13 protein-coding genes and 1 pseudogene are annotated in these 14657 nt (G+C 67.4%); 5 read left to right on the top strand and 9 right to left on the bottom strand.

Annotated features, from left to right (window positions below):
- The first annotated feature begins 25 nt into the window (after positions 1 to 25).
- Positions 26 to 2401 (top strand): penicillin-binding protein 1C, encoded by a 2376-nt coding sequence (gene pbpC, locus ACQG3P_RS07810; protein ID WP_426804699.1) that lies wholly within the window; start codon positions 26 to 28, stop codon positions 2399 to 2401.
- A 3-nt stretch (positions 2402 to 2404) separates the two neighbouring features.
- Here the strand turns inward: pbpC and ACQG3P_RS07805 are convergent, their stop codons facing one another.
- From ACQG3P_RS07805 to ACQG3P_RS07795, 3 genes are all read right to left on the bottom strand, one after another.
- Entirely contained in the window at positions 2405 to 3196 is a 792-nt protein-coding gene (locus ACQG3P_RS07805) for a hypothetical protein (protein WP_255220527.1), read from the bottom strand.
- 151 nt (positions 3197 to 3347) lie between these two features.
- Positions 3348 to 3950 carry a ferritin-like domain-containing protein gene (locus ACQG3P_RS07800; protein ID WP_068853662.1) on the bottom strand — a complete coding sequence of 201 codons (603 nt, stop codon included), beginning with the start codon at positions 3948 to 3950 and terminating at the stop codon, positions 3348 to 3350.
- 33 nt (positions 3951 to 3983) lie between these two features.
- Positions 3984 to 4466 (bottom strand): peroxiredoxin, encoded by a 483-nt coding sequence (locus tag ACQG3P_RS07795; protein WP_068853661.1) that lies wholly within the window; start codon positions 4464 to 4466, stop codon positions 3984 to 3986.
- 221 nt (positions 4467 to 4687) lie between these two features.
- Here ACQG3P_RS07795 and ACQG3P_RS07790 point away from each other — a divergent pair, with 221 nt between their 5' ends.
- The gene (locus tag ACQG3P_RS07790) at positions 4688 to 5587 is read left to right on the top strand and encodes a DnaJ C-terminal domain-containing protein (RefSeq protein WP_093532859.1); all 900 of its coding nucleotides are present in this window, start codon (positions 4688 to 4690) and stop codon (positions 5585 to 5587) included.
- A gap of 69 nt (positions 5588 to 5656) precedes the next feature.
- Here the strand turns inward: ACQG3P_RS07790 and pilH are convergent, their stop codons facing one another.
- Positions 5657 to 6040: a twitching motility response regulator PilH gene (pilH, locus tag ACQG3P_RS07785; protein ID WP_068853659.1), complete on the bottom strand. Its 384-nt coding sequence runs from the start codon at positions 6038 to 6040 to the stop codon at positions 5657 to 5659.
- An 89-nt stretch (positions 6041 to 6129) separates the two neighbouring features.
- Positions 6130 to 7125 (bottom strand): YhdH/YhfP family quinone oxidoreductase, encoded by a 996-nt coding sequence (locus ACQG3P_RS07780; protein ID WP_426804698.1) that lies wholly within the window; start codon positions 7123 to 7125, stop codon positions 6130 to 6132.
- Between the two features lie 170 nt (positions 7126 to 7295).
- Between ACQG3P_RS07780 and hflK the strand changes: the two genes are divergently transcribed.
- The 3 genes from hflK (at position 7296) to ACQG3P_RS07765 (ending at position 10809) form a co-directional block, all read left to right on the top strand.
- Positions 7296 to 8438: an FtsH protease activity modulator HflK gene (hflK, locus tag ACQG3P_RS07775; protein ID WP_093532861.1), complete on the top strand. Its 1143-nt coding sequence runs from the start codon at positions 7296 to 7298 to the stop codon at positions 8436 to 8438.
- A complete protein-coding gene (hflC, locus tag ACQG3P_RS07770; RefSeq protein ID WP_093532862.1) occupies positions 8435 to 9298 on the top strand; it encodes a protease modulator HflC in 864 nt (287 codons plus the stop codon). Before hflK ends, hflC begins: the two co-directional genes overlap by 4 nt.
- A 218-nt stretch (positions 9299 to 9516) precedes the next feature.
- Positions 9517 to 10809 (top strand): adenylosuccinate synthase, encoded by a 1293-nt coding sequence (locus tag ACQG3P_RS07765; RefSeq protein WP_068853655.1) that lies wholly within the window; start codon positions 9517 to 9519, stop codon positions 10807 to 10809.
- Positions 10810 to 10963: 154 nt separating this feature from the next.
- Here ACQG3P_RS07765 and ACQG3P_RS07760 read toward each other — a convergent pair whose 3' ends face one another.
- From ACQG3P_RS07760 to ACQG3P_RS07745, 4 genes and pseudogenes are all read right to left on the bottom strand, one after another.
- The gene (locus tag ACQG3P_RS07760; protein WP_143584239.1) at positions 10964 to 11329 is read right to left on the bottom strand and encodes a hypothetical protein; all 366 of its coding nucleotides are present in this window, start codon (positions 11327 to 11329) and stop codon (positions 10964 to 10966) included.
- Between the two features lie 39 nt (positions 11330 to 11368).
- Complete coding sequence (locus ACQG3P_RS07755; RefSeq protein WP_426804697.1) at positions 11369 to 11908, bottom strand: hypothetical protein; 540 nt, start codon at positions 11906 to 11908, stop codon at positions 11369 to 11371.
- Positions 11909 to 12152: 244 nt separating this feature from the next.
- Positions 12153 to 12329: pseudogene (locus ACQG3P_RS07750) on the bottom strand (HupB); the annotation flags it as partial.
- A 96-nt stretch (positions 12330 to 12425) separates the two neighbouring features.
- Positions 12426 to 14510, bottom strand: coding sequence for a catalase (locus ACQG3P_RS07745; RefSeq protein WP_426804696.1), 2085 nt, complete (start codon positions 14508 to 14510; stop codon positions 12426 to 12428).
- Between the last annotated feature and the right edge of the window lie 147 nt (positions 14511 to 14657).

Here is a 14657-nt window from a genome sequence, read left to right as displayed (position 1 = left end):
GGCCCGCGATGCCGGCCGTACTGCAATGACGACCCTTCGCTCCCGACTGCACTGGAACCGCTGGCGTCCCTGGCTGTGGCCGGTGCTGCGCTGGGGCACGGCCGGGCTGCTGGCTCTGCTGCTGGTGCTGGACCTGGCGTTCCCGCCGCCATTGCCCCGGCAGCGCGATACCAGCACGCTGGTGGTGGCCGGCGACGGCACGCCGCTGCGCGCGTTTGCCGACGCCGATGGCGTGTGGCGTTACCCGGCCTCCGCCAGCAGCGTGTCGCCGCTGTACCTGCAGGCCCTGCTGAACTACGAAGACCGCTGGTTCTGGCGGCACCCCGGGGTCAACCCTTGGGCGCTGCTGCGCGCGGGCAAGCAATGGGTGCTGGAACGGCGGATCGTGTCCGGCGGCTCCACCCTCACCATGCAGGTGGCCCGCATCCTGGACCCGCACACGCGCACCCCGTGGGGAAAGGCCAAGCAGCTGCTGCGCGCGGTGCAACTGGAACTGCACCTGGACAAGGCGCAGATCCTGGCGTTGTACCTCGAGCGCGCACCCTACGGCGGCACCATTGAAGGCGTGGAAGCGGCCAGCTGGGCGTATCTGGGCAAGCCGGCAGCGCAGCTGTCGCATGCCGAAGCCGCGCTGCTGGCGGTGCTGCCGCAGTCGCCCAGCCGGCTGCGCCCGGACCGCCACCCGGAGGCGGCACAGGCTGCGCGCGACAAGGTGCTTGAGCGCATGGCGGCGCTCGGGGTATGGACACGCGAGGAAGTGGACGACGCCCGTATCGAAGCGGTGGTGACCCGCGCGCTGCAGCCGCCGCTGCATGCGGCGCTGCTGGCCCAGCGGCTGCATGCCGCGCAGCCGCGCGCCGCGCGCATCCAGAGCACGCTGGACAGCGGGCTGCAGCGCACCCTGGAAGAGCGCGTGGCGTCGTATTTTTCGCAGCTGCCCGAACGCACCTCGGCGGCCCTGCTGGTGGTGGACAACCGGACGCTGGAGGCGCGTGCCTACGTCGGATCGGTGGCGTTCGGTGACAAGCAGCGGCTGGGTCACGTGGACATGGTCCAGGCCTGGCGTTCGCCGGGCTCCACGCTCAAGCCGTTCCTGTATGGCATGGCCATCGACGACGGCCTGATCCATTCCGAAAGCCTGATGGTGGATGCGCCGCAGAGTTTTGCCGGGTATCGCCCCGGCAACTTCGATGCAGCGTTCAATGGCCCGGTGAGCGCCGCTACCGCGTTGCGGTTGTCGCTCAACGTACCGGCGGTGGACCTGCTGGACCGGGTCGGGTCGGCACGTTTCGCCGCACGCCTGTCACATGCCGGCATCACCCTGCGCTTCCCGCACGGCAGCGCGCCGAACCTGTCGCTGATCCTGGGCGGCACCGGGGCGCGGCTGGAAGATCTGGTTGGCACGTTCGCCGCGTTCAACCGCAACGGCATCGCCGGCCGCGTGCGCTACACGCCCGATGATGCAGTGATCGAACGGCGGCTGATGTCACCGGGCGCCGCATGGATCACCCGCGAAGTACTTGAATCCAACCCGCGCCCGGGCTATGGCGCCGGGACGTTCGACGTGACCGGGCGCCCGCGCGTGGCGTGGAAAACCGGCACCAGCTACGGCTATCGCGATGCCTGGGCGATCGGCACCACCCGCCACTACACCGTGGGCGTGTGGGTGGGGCGACCGGACGGCACGCCGTTGCCGGGCCAGTACGGCGCGGTGACCGCATTGCCGCTGATGTTCGAAGTGGTCGACAGCCTGCCGCGCCAGCGCGGTGACGCCGCCGCCGCGCCACTGCCCGCCAACGTCACCCAGGCCGAGGTGTGCTGGCCGACCGGCGAACGCGCCGAGGCCACGCCGCCGGCACTGTGCCAGCGACGCCTGCAGGCCTACCTGCTCGATGATGTGGTGCCGCCCACCTTCGCAGAACGCGATGCGCGGCTGTGGCAGGCGGGGCGGCAGGCATTCAACGTGGATGCCCGCACCGGCCTGCGGCTGTCACCGGAATGCAGCGAACCGCACGAGGCCCAGCGCCGTGAAATAGCGCGGTGGCCGGCGCTGGTGTCGCCGTGGCTGCCACTGGCCCAGCGCCAGGCCGCGCAGCTGCCGGCGCTGTCGCCGGATTGCCGCGATGATGGCCGCAGCAGTGCGGGCAGCCTGCATATCGAGGGCCTCAACGACCGCGCAACGCTCGCACGCGCGCCCAATGCCGAACACGGCGTGCGCCTGCAGTTGCGTGCGCTGGGCAGTGAGCACGCGGTGGACTGGTTGCTGGATGACCGCTGGATTGCACGCAGCGAAGGCGCGCGCAGCTTCCAGCGGGATTTCGACGAAGCCGGCGAGCACACCCTCACCGCGCTCGCCGCCGATGGTGCCTGGACCCAGGTGCGGTTCCGGATCCTCCGGTAACCGTCATTCCCGGGGGTAGACGGCCAATACCGAACAGCCGGGGCGGGCGAAGCGTGGGGTGTGGGCGCGTTGATCGCCGCCCTCGCCGTCGTTGACCAGGCCATTGTCGGCCATGACGATGCGGTCGCCCGGGTTGCCGCAGATCAACCCGTTCTGGAAACCGGACTGGAAGTCCACGGCGGTGGCGCCCTCCAGGATGCTGCAGCTGCTGCCCAGCTCCAGGTGGTAATAGCGATGACCGCCGTTCTTCTTCGGATTGGTTTCCACCACCACGCCCTTGGGATCTTCGCTCCAGCCGCGCACGTTGCGGGTGGCGAAGCAGAACTCGGGCGAGCCTTGGAAGGCCTGGGCCCGGTTGCTGCGCGCTGATCTGGCCGTCACATTGACTGTCGGCAGGGTCGCCGCGTACTGGCGGCTGCTCTCGCGGGCGGCTTCGGCGAAGCTGCGGTTGTCCATCAGCCCGACCGCCGCCACCGCGCAGGTGCGGCCGTCGACCACCAGTCGCTCACCGGGGCTGCCACAGGCCCAGCCATCGGGTGCGTCCAGCCGGACCTGTTCGGCCTCGTTGACACCGGGGCAGGCATCGGTGAACTCCAGCCGGTACGCCTGGCCATTGGCGCCCAGCACGGCGATGGCCGCAGGGCTGGCCTGCTCAACCTGGCGTACGCCACGTGCATCCAGGCAGTGCGGCGAAGGCGGCGAGCGCTCGCCTGCCGCGGGGGCAGGCTGCGCGAAGGCCCCGGCAGAGGCCAGCAGGGCAAGCACAAGCGGGGCAGGGCGAAGGGCGATGGTCACGATGCATTCCTTGCAAGGAGGACGTCGCCGACCTTACCACCGTGCCATGGCCGACGCATTGCCGATTCATTGCACGGTACCGACCAACGGTCGGCACCTACCGATCATGCATGCGTATCTGGTAGGTACCGACCGTTGGTCGGTACGGCGATCATTCGCCGATCCAACCCTCGAGCAGGTCCGCGAATTCATCGGCGTGTTCTTCTTCCTGCGCCAGGATTTCCTCGAGGATCCGCTTGGTGGTGGTGTCCTTGTCGCCCACGAAGTTGATCATTTCCCGATAGCTGTCGATGGCGATGCGTTCGGCGATCAGGTTCTCGCGGACCATGTCGCGAAGGTCCTTGCCTTCCTTGTACTCGGCATGGGAGCGTCGGGTCAGCGTGTCGGGGTTGAGATCGGGTTCACCGCCCAGCTGCACGATGCGTTCGGCCAGCTTGCCGGCATGCGCCTGTTCCTGCTGCGCGTGCTCGAGGAACTCGCCCTTGACCGCGTCGGCCAGCATGCCCTTGGCCATGAAGTAATGGCGGTAGTAGCGCAGCACGCACACGTATTCGGTGGCAAGCGCATCGTTGAGCAGCTTGATCACCGCTTCGCGGTCGGCGGTGTAGCTGTCGGTAATGGCGCCATCTTCGATGTCCTTGCGGGCCTTGGCGCGCAGGGTGGCCGTGTCGCTGATGCCCGGCGGACGGCTGGCGGGCTGGGGCGTGCTGTCGTTGGAGGAGGGTTTCGGGTGCTGCTTGGCTGGCTTTGACATGGCTGGCCGGGTTCCTTTGTTGCGGGAGGGGGATCAGCTGGGCAGGTGCTCCAGCACGTACTGCGCCGAAGAGACCTCGAACTTGCCGGGCTCTTCGATGAAGGTGTTGCGGACCACGCCGTCTTCCACGTACAGCGCGAAGCGGCGCGAGCGCATGCCCATGCCGGAACTGCTGGCATCCAGTTCCAGGCCGAGCGCGCGGGTGAAATCGCCGTTGCCATCGGACAGCAGCTGCAGCCCGTCGGGGACCTGCTGGCTTTCGCCCCAGGCCTTCATCACGAACGGGTCGTTGACCGCCATGCAGAACACGTCGATGCCGCGGTGGCGGAAATCGGCGAAATGCTCGACATAGCCGGGCAGGTGGCGGGCCGAGCAGGTCGGGGTAAACGCGCCGGGCACCGCGAACAGCACCGCCTTGCGGCCATCGAACAGGGCATGGGTGTCCAGCGTCTCCATGCCCTCGCGGATGCGCTTGAGGGTGACTTCGGGAATGCGGTCGCCAACGTGGATGGTCATGGGAGCTCCTGGGTCAAGGGCAGGGTAGTGAGGGGCGTGGGAGGGCGGCGTCAAAACGTTGAAACAAACCTGTTCATTCCCATATCGACCGTAGCCGACGCCCGTGGCGACTGCATTGCGCAGGATCATTCGTTCGATCACGGCAGCGGGGCGGCCAGCCGCTAGAATTGCCGGCATGGCTCCCGCCGGCGCGGGCGGCCGAACTTATTCGAGGTGTATGGATGGAATTCAAGGATTACTACGCCACGCTGGGTGTGGAACCCAGCGCGGGCGATGCCGAAATCAAGACCGCCTACCGCCGGCTGGCGCGCAAGTACCACCCGGACGTGAGCAAGGAAACCGGCGCGGAAGAGAAGTTCAAGGCGGTCAACGAGGCCTATGAGGCGCTGCGCGATCCGCAGAAGCGCGCGGCCTATGACCAGCTCAAGGCCCAGGGCTACCGGCCGGGCGAGGAGTTCCATGCCCCGCCGAACTATGGCGGCGCCCAGGGCTTCGATTTCGAGGAAGTGTTCGGCGGCGGCGCCGGTGGTGGTGGCTTCAGCGACTTCTTCGAAAGCCTGTTCGCCCGCCAGCGCGGCGGCGGCGGGGCTGGCCGCGCCAGTGGCTTTGGCGGCGCCGGCGCCGGCCCGCAGCCGGTCCGCGACACCCGCGCCAAGCTGTCGGTACCGCTGGAAGCGGCCTACGGCGGTGACAGCCTGCGCATCACCGTCAACGGCAAGCAGCTGGACGTGCGCGTGCCCAAGGGCATCCGTCCGGGCCAGGTGATCCGGCTGACCGGGCAGGGCACCAACGGCGGCAACCTGCTGCTGGAAGTGGAATACGCCGCGCATCCCCAGTTCGAGGTCGACGGCCGCAACATCCTGTACACGCTGGATGTCACCCCGTGGCAGGCCGCGCTGGGCACGTCGATCAGCGTCCCCACGCTGGGCGGTGCCGTGGAGCTGAAGGTGCCGGCCGGCTCGGATGCCGGGCGCAAGCTGCGCCTGCGTGGCCGCGGCCTGCCGGGCAACCCGGACGGCGACCAGATCGTGGAAATCGAGATCATCGCCCCGGTGCCGACCGATGAGGCGCAGAAGAAGGCCTACAAGGCGCTGGCCAAGGCGTTCGGCGAAAAGATCTAGCCGGCCTGCCGACCAGCGGTCGGTATCCACAACGGGTAGGTACCGACCGTTGGTCGGTACGCACTCACATCACGCCGAAGGCGGCTGCTGCCCGCTGAAGACCCGTTCCAGCACTTCGGACAGCTCGTCTTCGGAGAACGGCTTGGTGATGTAGGCCTTGGCACCCTGGCGCATGCCCCACATGCGGTCGGTGTCCTGGTCCTTGGTGGTCACCAGGATCACGGGAATGTGCTTGGTGGTGGCATCGCGCGCAAGGGTGCGGGTGGCCTGGAACCCGTTGAGGTTGGGCATCACCACATCCATCAGGACCAGGTCGGGCAGCTCGGCCTTGGCCACTTCCACCCCGTCGGCGCCATCCACGGCGGTCAACGTCTCGTGCCCCAGCTTCTCGACGATGCGTTTGATTGCGACCTGCTGCAACTGTGAATCGTCGACGATCAGAATGCGTGCCATGTTGTTCCCCAAGTGATGCCCGCAGTGTAGGGCCGCGCCCGTGTCAGAGAGAAGCGTCCGCCGCGCCGTCCGTCGCCCAGCTGCAACGCTCAGTCGATCCGCACCACGGTGCGGCCCAGCGCGCCGCCAGCCAGCATCCGCTCGAACGCGGCCGGCAATGCCTCCAGGGCGATCTCGCCGGTGCAGATTGCGTCCAGGTGCCGCGGCTTCCAGTCGCCGCCCAGTCGCTCCCAGACCTGCTCGCGCAGCGCACGCGGGGCCGAAGACGACGACACGCCCAGCAGCGACACGCCGCGGATGATGAAGGGCATCACCGTCATATCCAGCGCCGGACTGGCGGCCAGGCCCGCGCTGACCACGCTGCCGTAGGGCACGGTCTGGGCCAGCAGGCCGGCCAGCATCGGCCCGCCGGCATTGTCCAGGCCACCCCCGAAGCGGGCGGACGCCATCGGCTTGTCCGTGGCCAGGCTGTCGCGCGGCAGCACCTCGCGCGCGCCCAGCCCCCGCAGGTAATCGGCCTGCTCGGCCCTGCCGCTGATCGCGTGCACCTCGAACCCGGCCCGGCTGAAGATATCCACCGCCAGCGAACCGACCCCGCCGGTCGCACCGGTCACCGCCAGCGGGCCGTGGGCCGGGGTGAGCCGGTTGTCGAGCATCCGCAGCAGGGCCAGCGCCGCGGTGAAACCGGCGGTGCCGATCACCATTGCTTCGCGCGCGCCCAGGCCGGCGGGGCGTGCGATGACCGCGCTGGACGCCAGCCGGACATACTGGCTGTAACCGCCATCGCGGGTCTCGCTGAGCCCGCAGCCGGTGGCCAGCACCGCATCGCCCTCGCGCCAGGCCGGGTCGGTCGAGGCCACCACCGTGCCGGCCACGTCGATCCCGCCCACCAGCGGGAAGCGGCGCAGGATGCGCCCCTTGCCGGTGCCGGCCAGGGCATCCTTGTAGTTCACCGACGACCATTCGGCGCGCACCACCACCTCGCCCGGGTTGAGCTGGGCCAGGCCGATCGGCTCCAGACCGCTGTGGTGGCCCTGCTCGTCCTGGTGGATGCGGAAAGCGGTGAACCGCTCGGGGATCGCCATGGGGGTGGCCCTGCAGAATGGGGGGCTCCACCTTACCGTGATGAATCGCGCCCTGCGCCGGGTTGCCCCTTCCAATCCTGTCGGTCAGCCCCATCTAGTAGAATCGGACAGGATTGAACGGTTGACGGTGCGGGACTGGCCCGCAGGCAACCTTTACTGATGGAGCGTGCATGGCCTGGAATACACCCGGCGGCAACAAGGGCGGACAGGGTTCCGACGAGAATCGACGAGGGCCGTTCGGCCCGCGCGGTGGCGGCGGTGGTGGTGGTTGGGGCGGGTTGCCCGGACCGCTCAAGGACCTGTTCGATGGCGGCATCCTGCGTTGGGTGGCGGTGGCGGTGGTCCTGCTGCTGTTGTTCTCCAGCTTCCAGCTGATCGGCGAACAGCAACGCGGCGTGGTGCTGCGCTTCGGCCAGTTCTCGCGCATCCTGCAGCCCGGCCCGAACTTCAAGCTGCCCTGGCCGATCGAGTCGGTGACCAAGGTCAACGCGACCCAGATCAAAACCTTCAGCAGCGAAGTGCCGGTGCTGACCCGCGACGAGAACATCGTGCGCGTGTCGCTCAACGTGCAGTACCGCATCGACGATCCGCGCCTGTACCTGTTCGGCTCGGTGTCGGCCGACCAGGTGCTGGAGCAGTCCGCGCAGAGCGCGGTGCGCGAGCAGGTCGGCCGTGCCGACCTCAACGCCGTCCTCAACAACCGTGGCCCGCTGGCCGTGGTCGCGCAGGAACGCCTGCAGGCCGCGCTCAAGGCCTACCGTACCGGTCTGGTCGTGACCGGGCTCACCCTGCCCGATGCCCGTCCGCCGGAAGAGGTCAAGCCGGCCTTCGACGAGGTCAACGGTGCCCAGCAGGTCAAGGAACGCCTGATCAACGAAGCCCAGGCCTACGCGGCCAAGGTCGTGCCCGAAGCCCGCGGCCAGGCCTCGCGCGCCCGCACCACCGCCGAAGGCTTCAAGCAGGCCGTGGTGGCCCGCGCGCAGGGTGACGCCGAGCGCTTCAGCCTGCTGCAGGCCCAGTACAAGGACGCCCCGGAAGTCACCCGCAAGCGCCTGTGGCTGGAAACCGTCGAGAAGGTGCTGGCCGAGAACCGCAAGGTCATCGGCGGCGATGGCCGCCAGCTGATCTACGTGCCCATGCCCGACAACCGCGCCGGCGCTGCCGCCGGCACCAGCGGCACCCCGCTGGTGACCCCGGAAGTGATGATGCCGTCGCTGCCGGCCAGCACTCCGGTTGACGGCGTGCGCAACGCCGAGCGCCCGACCACGCGCCCGACCACCCGACCGACCGGTAGCGAAGGAGCCATCCGATGAAGAGTCCGCTTTGGATTGGCCTGGCCGTTGCTGTCCTGCTGGGCCTGCTGGGTTCGGTGTTCGTGGTCCGTGAGGACCAGACCGCCATGGTGCTGAACCTGGGCAAGGTGGTCCGTGCCGACATCAAGCCCGGCCTGCACTTCAAGCTGCCGCTGGTGGAAACGGTGCGCGTGTTCGACCGTCGCTTCCAGGTGCTGGCCACCGCCCCGGCGCGTTACTTCACCGCCGAGCAGAAGGACGTCAGCGTCGACTTCTTCGCCATTGGCTACATCTCCGACGTGCGCGCGTACTACCGCGCCACCGGCGGCGATGCCAGCGTGGCCGATGCCCGGCTGGCGCCGATCATCACCGACTCGCTGCGCAACCAGATCAACTCGCGCTCGTTGCAGCAGCTGGTCTCCGGCGATCGCAGCGAACTGATTGCCGGTCAGCTGACCGGCATCAACGAGGCGGTCAAGGGCCTGGGCATGCAGATCATCGACCTGCGCATCAAGCAGATCGACCTGCCGACCGACAGCCAGGTGATCAACGACGTGTACGAGCGCATGCGCGCCCAGCGCAAGCAGGAAGCGGCCAAGCTGCGGGCAGAGGGTGAAGAGCAGTCGCTCACCATCCGTGCCCAGGCCGACCGCGAAAGCACCGTGATCGTGGCCGAAGCCGAGCGCGACGCCCAGCGCCTGCGTGGTGCCGGCGACGCCGAAGCGGCCCGGATCTACGGCCAGGCCGGCTCGGCCGATCCGTCGTTCTTCTCGTTCTACCGCAGCCTGGAGGCCTACCGCAACTCCATGACCGATGGTAATGGGGTGATCGTGCTGGACAAGAACGACCCGTTCCTGCAGTACATGAAGAACGACCGCTGACCGCCGGTTGAATCCGCCCCCCTTCGGGGTGGCGGTCGACCCCGGAAACCCGGATAATGCACAAAAGCCGGACGGGCCTCCCCGTTCGGCTTTTTCCGTGTCTGGGCCTGCCTGCGCCGACCGCTCCCCGATTGGAGCCGTCACTTCCGCGCCGGCCGGCCCTGCTACGGTTTACCCGTCCGCGGCCCCGATGGCCGCAACAATTCGAGGAGCCCGTCATGGGTCAGTCTGTCGTAGTGCTTGGTGCCCAATGGGGCGATGAAGGCAAGGGCAAGATCGTCGATCTGCTCACCGAGGAAATCGGTGCCGTAGTGCGTTTCCAGGGCGGCCACAATGCCGGCCACACCCTTGTCATCAATGGCAAGAAGACCGTGCTGCACCTGATCCCGTCGGGCATCCTGCGTGAAGACGCGCTGTGCCTGATCGGCAACGGCGTGGTGATCTCGCCGGCTGCGCTGCAGAAGGAAATCGCCGAGCTGGAAACCTCCGGCGTGGAAGTGCGTTCGCGCCTGAAGATCTCCCCGGCCGCGCCGCTGATCATGCCGTACCACATCGCCCTGGACCAGGCGCGCGAACGCGCCGCCGGCGGCAAGGCGATCGGCACCACCGGCCGTGGCATCGGCCCGGCCTATGAAGACAAGGTGGCGCGTCGCGGCATCCGCATCGCCGACCTGCATTACCCGGCCCAGCTCGAAGAACTTCTGCGCACCGCGCTGGATTACCACAACTTCGTGCTGACCAATTACCTCAAGACCGACGCGGTCGACTTCCAGAAGACCTACGACGAAGCACTGGCCTTCGGCGAGTACGTCCAGCCGATGAAGTCCGACGTGGCCGGCATCCTGCACGACCTGCGCAAGCAGGGTAAGCGCGTGCTGTTCGAAGGCGCGCAGGGCGCGCTGCTGGACATCGACCACGGCACCTACCCATACGTCACCAGCTCCAACACCACCGTGGGCGGTGCGCTGGCCGGTGCCGGCGTCGGCGCCGATGCGATCGACTACGTGCTGGGCATCGCCAAGGCGTATGCCACCCGCGTCGGCGGCGGTCCGTTCCCGACCGAGCTGGACGACGAGATCGGCCAGGGCATCCGCGACCGCGGTGCCGAATACGGCGCCTCGACCGGCCGTCCGCGTCGTTGCGGCTGGATGGACATCGTCGCGCTCAAGCGCGCCGTGGCCATCAACGGCATCAGCGGCCTGTGCATCACCAAGCTGGACGTGCTGGACGGCATGGAAAAGCTGAAGGTCTGCATTGCCTACGAATACCGTGGCAAGCGCACCGAATACGCACCGCTGGACGCGCAGGGCTGGGAAGAGTGCACCCCGGTGTACCTGGAATTCCCGGGCTGGAACGAGAACACCCACGGCATCACCGAGTGGGACAAGCTGCCGGCGGCCGCGCGTGCCTACCTGCGTGCCCTGGAAGAGCTGGCCGGTTGCCCGATCAGCATCGTCTCCACCGGCCCGGACCGCGACCACACCATGGTCCTGCAGGACCCGTTCGCCTGATCCAGGTGCCGGGCCACGCCCGACACCATCCGGCGTAGTGCCAGGCCTGCCTGGCAACCAGAAGCCCCGCGAAAGCGGGGCTTCTGCGTTTTCCCTGGCGCGCTTGATACAACTTGAGCGGGCCGGGTAAATCACTCAGCTTCGAGCCTTCCGCTTAGGCCGCGTTGGCCAGTCGCGGAAGCAGGAACCAGGCAACCAGCAGTGACATGCAGCAGTGGAGGCTGAGGAAGTAGTTGACCGCCGCCAGTGCGGCCAGCGCGAAGGGCCGGTTGGACACCTGGGTCGGCAGCCGCCATATTCCCATGGCAACAAGTGCCGATACGGCTGCGGCAGCGAACAGCAGGGCAGGAGCATGAGGCAGCCACCGCGCATTCAGTGCAGCCACCGCGGGAATGCGCGGGCCATAACTGGCCAGATGTTCTACGGGGAATACCTGGATCAGCTGGGCGATGTAAGCCCCCGTTCCCAGCACCGCAAGCAGGCTGGTCACGTACAGGAACATTCCAAGGATGCGCGTCATGCGATGTGTCCCAGCATCGGTGATGAGCCTCGGCCGGATTCAGTTGATGTCGAAGGACGACTGCAGCGGCAGGCTGACGTTGCGCACGGTGTCGCGCACGGTGATCGCCACGGTCCATGTGCCATGCGGATCGCCTGCTTCCGCGGTGAACTTCATCCCCACCGAAGACAGATAGACACTGTTGGGATCGGTATCGAGCTGGGTGACAAAGCAGGGCAGGTCGTGCTCGTCGCCGCTCAGGCTGCCGTCGGGGCGGGTGATCCGCAGGTCGCAGCGCACTTGCGCCATGCCGGCGGCGTCCAGCTTCGGGTTGGTCAGGAAGGACAGGATGTAGAGCGAGCCACCTTCCTTGACCTCGGTGGCCAGTTCGAAGCTCGGTACCCCGTTGACCGGGTTCTCCCACTTCTGTTGCCATTCCGGGTCTGCGGTAACCACCATCGACGCCGAGAAGCCTTCGCTGGATTTCGCCGAAGACGTCTCAGGCAGGGCGTTTCCCTGGCCATCGTGGAGGGCCGTCTGCGCCAGTGCGGACAACGGCATCAGCAGGGCCAACAAGACCAGCGTGCGTGCAGATTTCATGTAAGTGATTCCCCTGTCCGCATCCTGCGGTGATGCGCGAGTATCGCCCATCCACCGCGCTGGCCGTCAAGGCGGTGCCGGGCCAAACCCTGCATCGGGTCAGGGGGCCGCTTACCCAGGCGCGGTGGTGGCGCGCTGGCGTAGGCGTTGGTGATGCGGAAACCTGTTTCGATTTCAGGTCCATGCGTCAAAGTGCGTGGCACCTGTACTGGCGGTTGTTTGGGAACCAACCCTACCGGGATGCCTTGGAGGCCTTCTTCGCCGGCCGTTTCTTGCCGCCGCCATCCTGCTTGTTCACGGTCGCCCAGGCGATGCGTTCGGCGGCTTCGTCGCTGCGACCCTCGGCTTTTTCGCTTTCCTCGATGTGCTCGGCCTGGCGCTTCTGCTTGTCGGTGTAACTGGATTTGTCTCCGCGCGGCATGGGAATCGTCCTCTCTTCAGGGAGCAGCGGACCAACGGTCCGCTCTACACGTTGCCCGGCAGGAGCGGATCCACTGTCCGCTCCTGCCGGGACGGGTCAGGCGAGGGTGCGCACCTTGGGTTCGCGCGCCCACTGGCGGGTGGCGGCGGCGGCGATGAAGCCCTTGGCGTCTTCGGCTTCCACCACGCCATTGTCTTTGCCAACGCGCGCCGTCTTGAGCAGCTGCTGGGCGCCGTCATCGGCGGCGATGGCCTTCAGGTGGGCCCAGGCGTCCGCGGCGAAATCGATCGCGGCCGATTCCTTGCTCAGGCGCTTGGCGGCGTCGGCGCTCAGTACGATCGCCACTGCATCGAACACCACCGAGGGCGTGCCTGCCAGCTGGCCATCCGCAGGCTGCAGTCTGCCGTCGCTCAGCTTGCCGCCGCCGACCTTGGGCGCGACCAGCTTCACCTTCGCGCCGGCTTTCTCGGCCGCTTTGCGCAGGTTTGCGATCAGCCCCGCGTCGGAGCCCTCGTCGAACAGGATGCCGATGCAGCGGCCCTTGAGCAGGTCCTTGGTGCGGCCGATGATGCGCACCTCCGGCGCCTTGGGCAGGTCCTGGGCGGGAGTGGCGGTAGGGGCCGGGGCGGGCAGGGCGGGCATCGCCAGGCCGTCGGCAACGCGTTTGGCCAACGACTCGTCGATGTTGCGCAGGTGGCTCACCGTGCGCTCGCGCACGGGCACCGTTTCCACCTTGGACAATTCAAACACCAGCGCAGAGGCCAGGTGCGCCTGCTCCGGCGCCTCCAGGCTGCGGAAGAACATGCGCGCCTGGCTGTAGTGGTCGGCGAAGCTGGCAGCACGCACGCGCCCCTTGCGACCATCATCGGCCGGCGTGGCATGGCTGGGGAAGCCATCAGCGGTCTCGCGCGGGCTGTCGCCTTGCAGCGAGCTGGGGTCATATGCCACCCGGCCCTTGGGGATGTTCATCTGCATATGGCCGTCGCGTTGATGGTTGGCGAACGGGCACTTGGGTGCGTTGACTGGAATCTGGTGGAAGTTCGGCCCACCCAGGCGGCTGAGCTGGGTGTCCAGGTACGAGAACAGCCGTCCCTGCAGCAGCGGGTCGTTGCTGAAATCGATGCCGGGCGGCACGTTGGCCGGGCAATAGGCGACCTGCTCGGTTTCGGCGAAGAAGTTGTCCGGCCAGCGATCCAGCACCATCCGGCCGATCACGGTCAGCGGCACCAGCGATTCGGGAATGATCTTGGTCGAATCCAGGTGGTCGAACGGGAACGCCTCGGCTTCTTCTTCGGTGAACAGCTGCACCGCCAGCTCCCATTCGGGGAAGTCACCGGCAGTGATCGCCTCGAACAGGTCGCGGCGGTGGAAATCGTTGTCCGCCCCCTGCAGCTTCACCGCCTCGTCCCACACGGTGGACTGCACCCCAAGCTTGGGCCGCCAGTGGAACTTCACGAAGGTGGATTCGCCGGCATCGTTCAACAGCCGGAAGCTGTGGATGCCGAAGCCTTCGATGGTGCGAAGCGAACGCGGAATCGTGCGGTCGCTCATCGCCCACATGATCATGTGCATCGATTCGGGCATCAGCGAAACGAAGTCCCAGAACGTGTCATGGGCGCTGGCGGCCTGCGGGAATGCACGGTCCGGTTCCATCTTGACCGCGTGGATAAGGTCGGGGAACTTGATCGCGTCCTGGATGAAGAACACCGGGATGTTGTTGCCCACCAGGTCCCAGTTACCCTCGGGCGTGTAGAACTTCACCGCGAAGCCGCGCACATCGCGCGGGGTGTCCACGGAACCGGCACCACCGGCCACAGTGGAGAAACGGGTGAACACGGGCGTGCGGACGCCTACTTCGGTCAGCACGCGCGCACGGGTGAACTCCTCCAGCGAACGGGTAAGTTCGAAATAGCCGTGCGCAGCGCTGCCGCGCGCGTGCACGATGCGCTCGGGAATGCGCTCATGGTCGAAGTGGGTGATCTTCTCGCGCAGGATGAAGTCTTCCAGCAACGTCGGCCCGCGCGGGGTGTCGCGCAGCGAGTTCTGGTTGTCCGCCACCGGGATGCCCTGGTTGGTGGTCAGTGCCGGATGGCCACCGCCGGCCTGCTGGTGAAGTTCGTCGCCTTCGCCACGGCGATCGGCGGGAGGGGCGGATTTGGTGCGGGGCTTGCTGGTGGCCATCAGGCGACTCCGGGCTGGCAGGGGGGATGCAACGCCTCACAGTGGCGGGCGGGGCGTTAATCGCCGGTCGGAGAACCCGGTCGCGCATGCACCTGCGCTTCACGCCGGCAACCAGGCAGGTATCCTTGGTGGCGTGTCCATCCTCCT

This window comes from Stenotrophomonas sp. SrG, from assembly GCF_050031795.1.
In the GTDB taxonomy this organism is placed as follows: domain Bacteria; phylum Pseudomonadota; class Gammaproteobacteria; order Xanthomonadales; family Xanthomonadaceae; genus Stenotrophomonas; species Stenotrophomonas rhizophila_A.
The sequence above is the reverse complement of the archived record's forward strand: the minus strand, read 5'-3'. Positions and strand labels throughout refer to the sequence as shown.

What these genes read in the sequence shown, in the direction of transcription:
- ACQG3P_RS07765 (WP_068853655.1), top strand. Translation starts at nt 9,517, where the DNA reads ATGGGTCAGTCTGTCGTAGTGCTTGGTGCCCAATGGGGCGATGAAGGC.
- ACQG3P_RS07760 (WP_143584239.1), bottom strand. Translation starts at nt 11,329, where the DNA reads ATGACGCGCATCCTTGGAATGTTCCTGTACGTGACCAGCCTGCTTGCG.
- ACQG3P_RS07745 (WP_426804696.1), bottom strand. Translation starts at nt 14,510, where the DNA reads ATGGCCACCAGCAAGCCCCGCACCAAATCCGCCCCTCCCGCCGATCGC.
- pbpC (WP_426804699.1), top strand. Translation starts at nt 26, where the DNA reads ATGACGACCCTTCGCTCCCGACTGCACTGGAACCGCTGGCGTCCCTGG.
- ACQG3P_RS07795 (WP_068853661.1), bottom strand. Translation starts at nt 4,466, where the DNA reads ATGACCATCCACGTTGGCGACCGCATTCCCGAAGTCACCCTCAAGCGC.
- pilH (WP_068853659.1), bottom strand. Translation starts at nt 6,040, where the DNA reads ATGGCACGCATTCTGATCGTCGACGATTCACAGTTGCAGCAGGTCGCA.
- ACQG3P_RS07800 (WP_068853662.1), bottom strand. Translation starts at nt 3,950, where the DNA reads ATGTCAAAGCCAGCCAAGCAGCACCCGAAACCCTCCTCCAACGACAGC.
- ACQG3P_RS07755 (WP_426804697.1), bottom strand. Translation starts at nt 11,908, where the DNA reads ATGAAATCTGCACGCACGCTGGTCTTGTTGGCCCTGCTGATGCCGTTG.
- hflK (WP_093532861.1), top strand. Translation starts at nt 7,296, where the DNA reads ATGGCCTGGAATACACCCGGCGGCAACAAGGGCGGACAGGGTTCCGAC.
- hflC (WP_093532862.1), top strand. Translation starts at nt 8,435, where the DNA reads ATGAAGAGTCCGCTTTGGATTGGCCTGGCCGTTGCTGTCCTGCTGGGC.
- ACQG3P_RS07790 (WP_093532859.1), top strand. Translation starts at nt 4,688, where the DNA reads ATGGAATTCAAGGATTACTACGCCACGCTGGGTGTGGAACCCAGCGCG.
- ACQG3P_RS07780 (WP_426804698.1), bottom strand. Translation starts at nt 7,125, where the DNA reads ATGGCGATCCCCGAGCGGTTCACCGCTTTCCGCATCCACCAGGACGAG.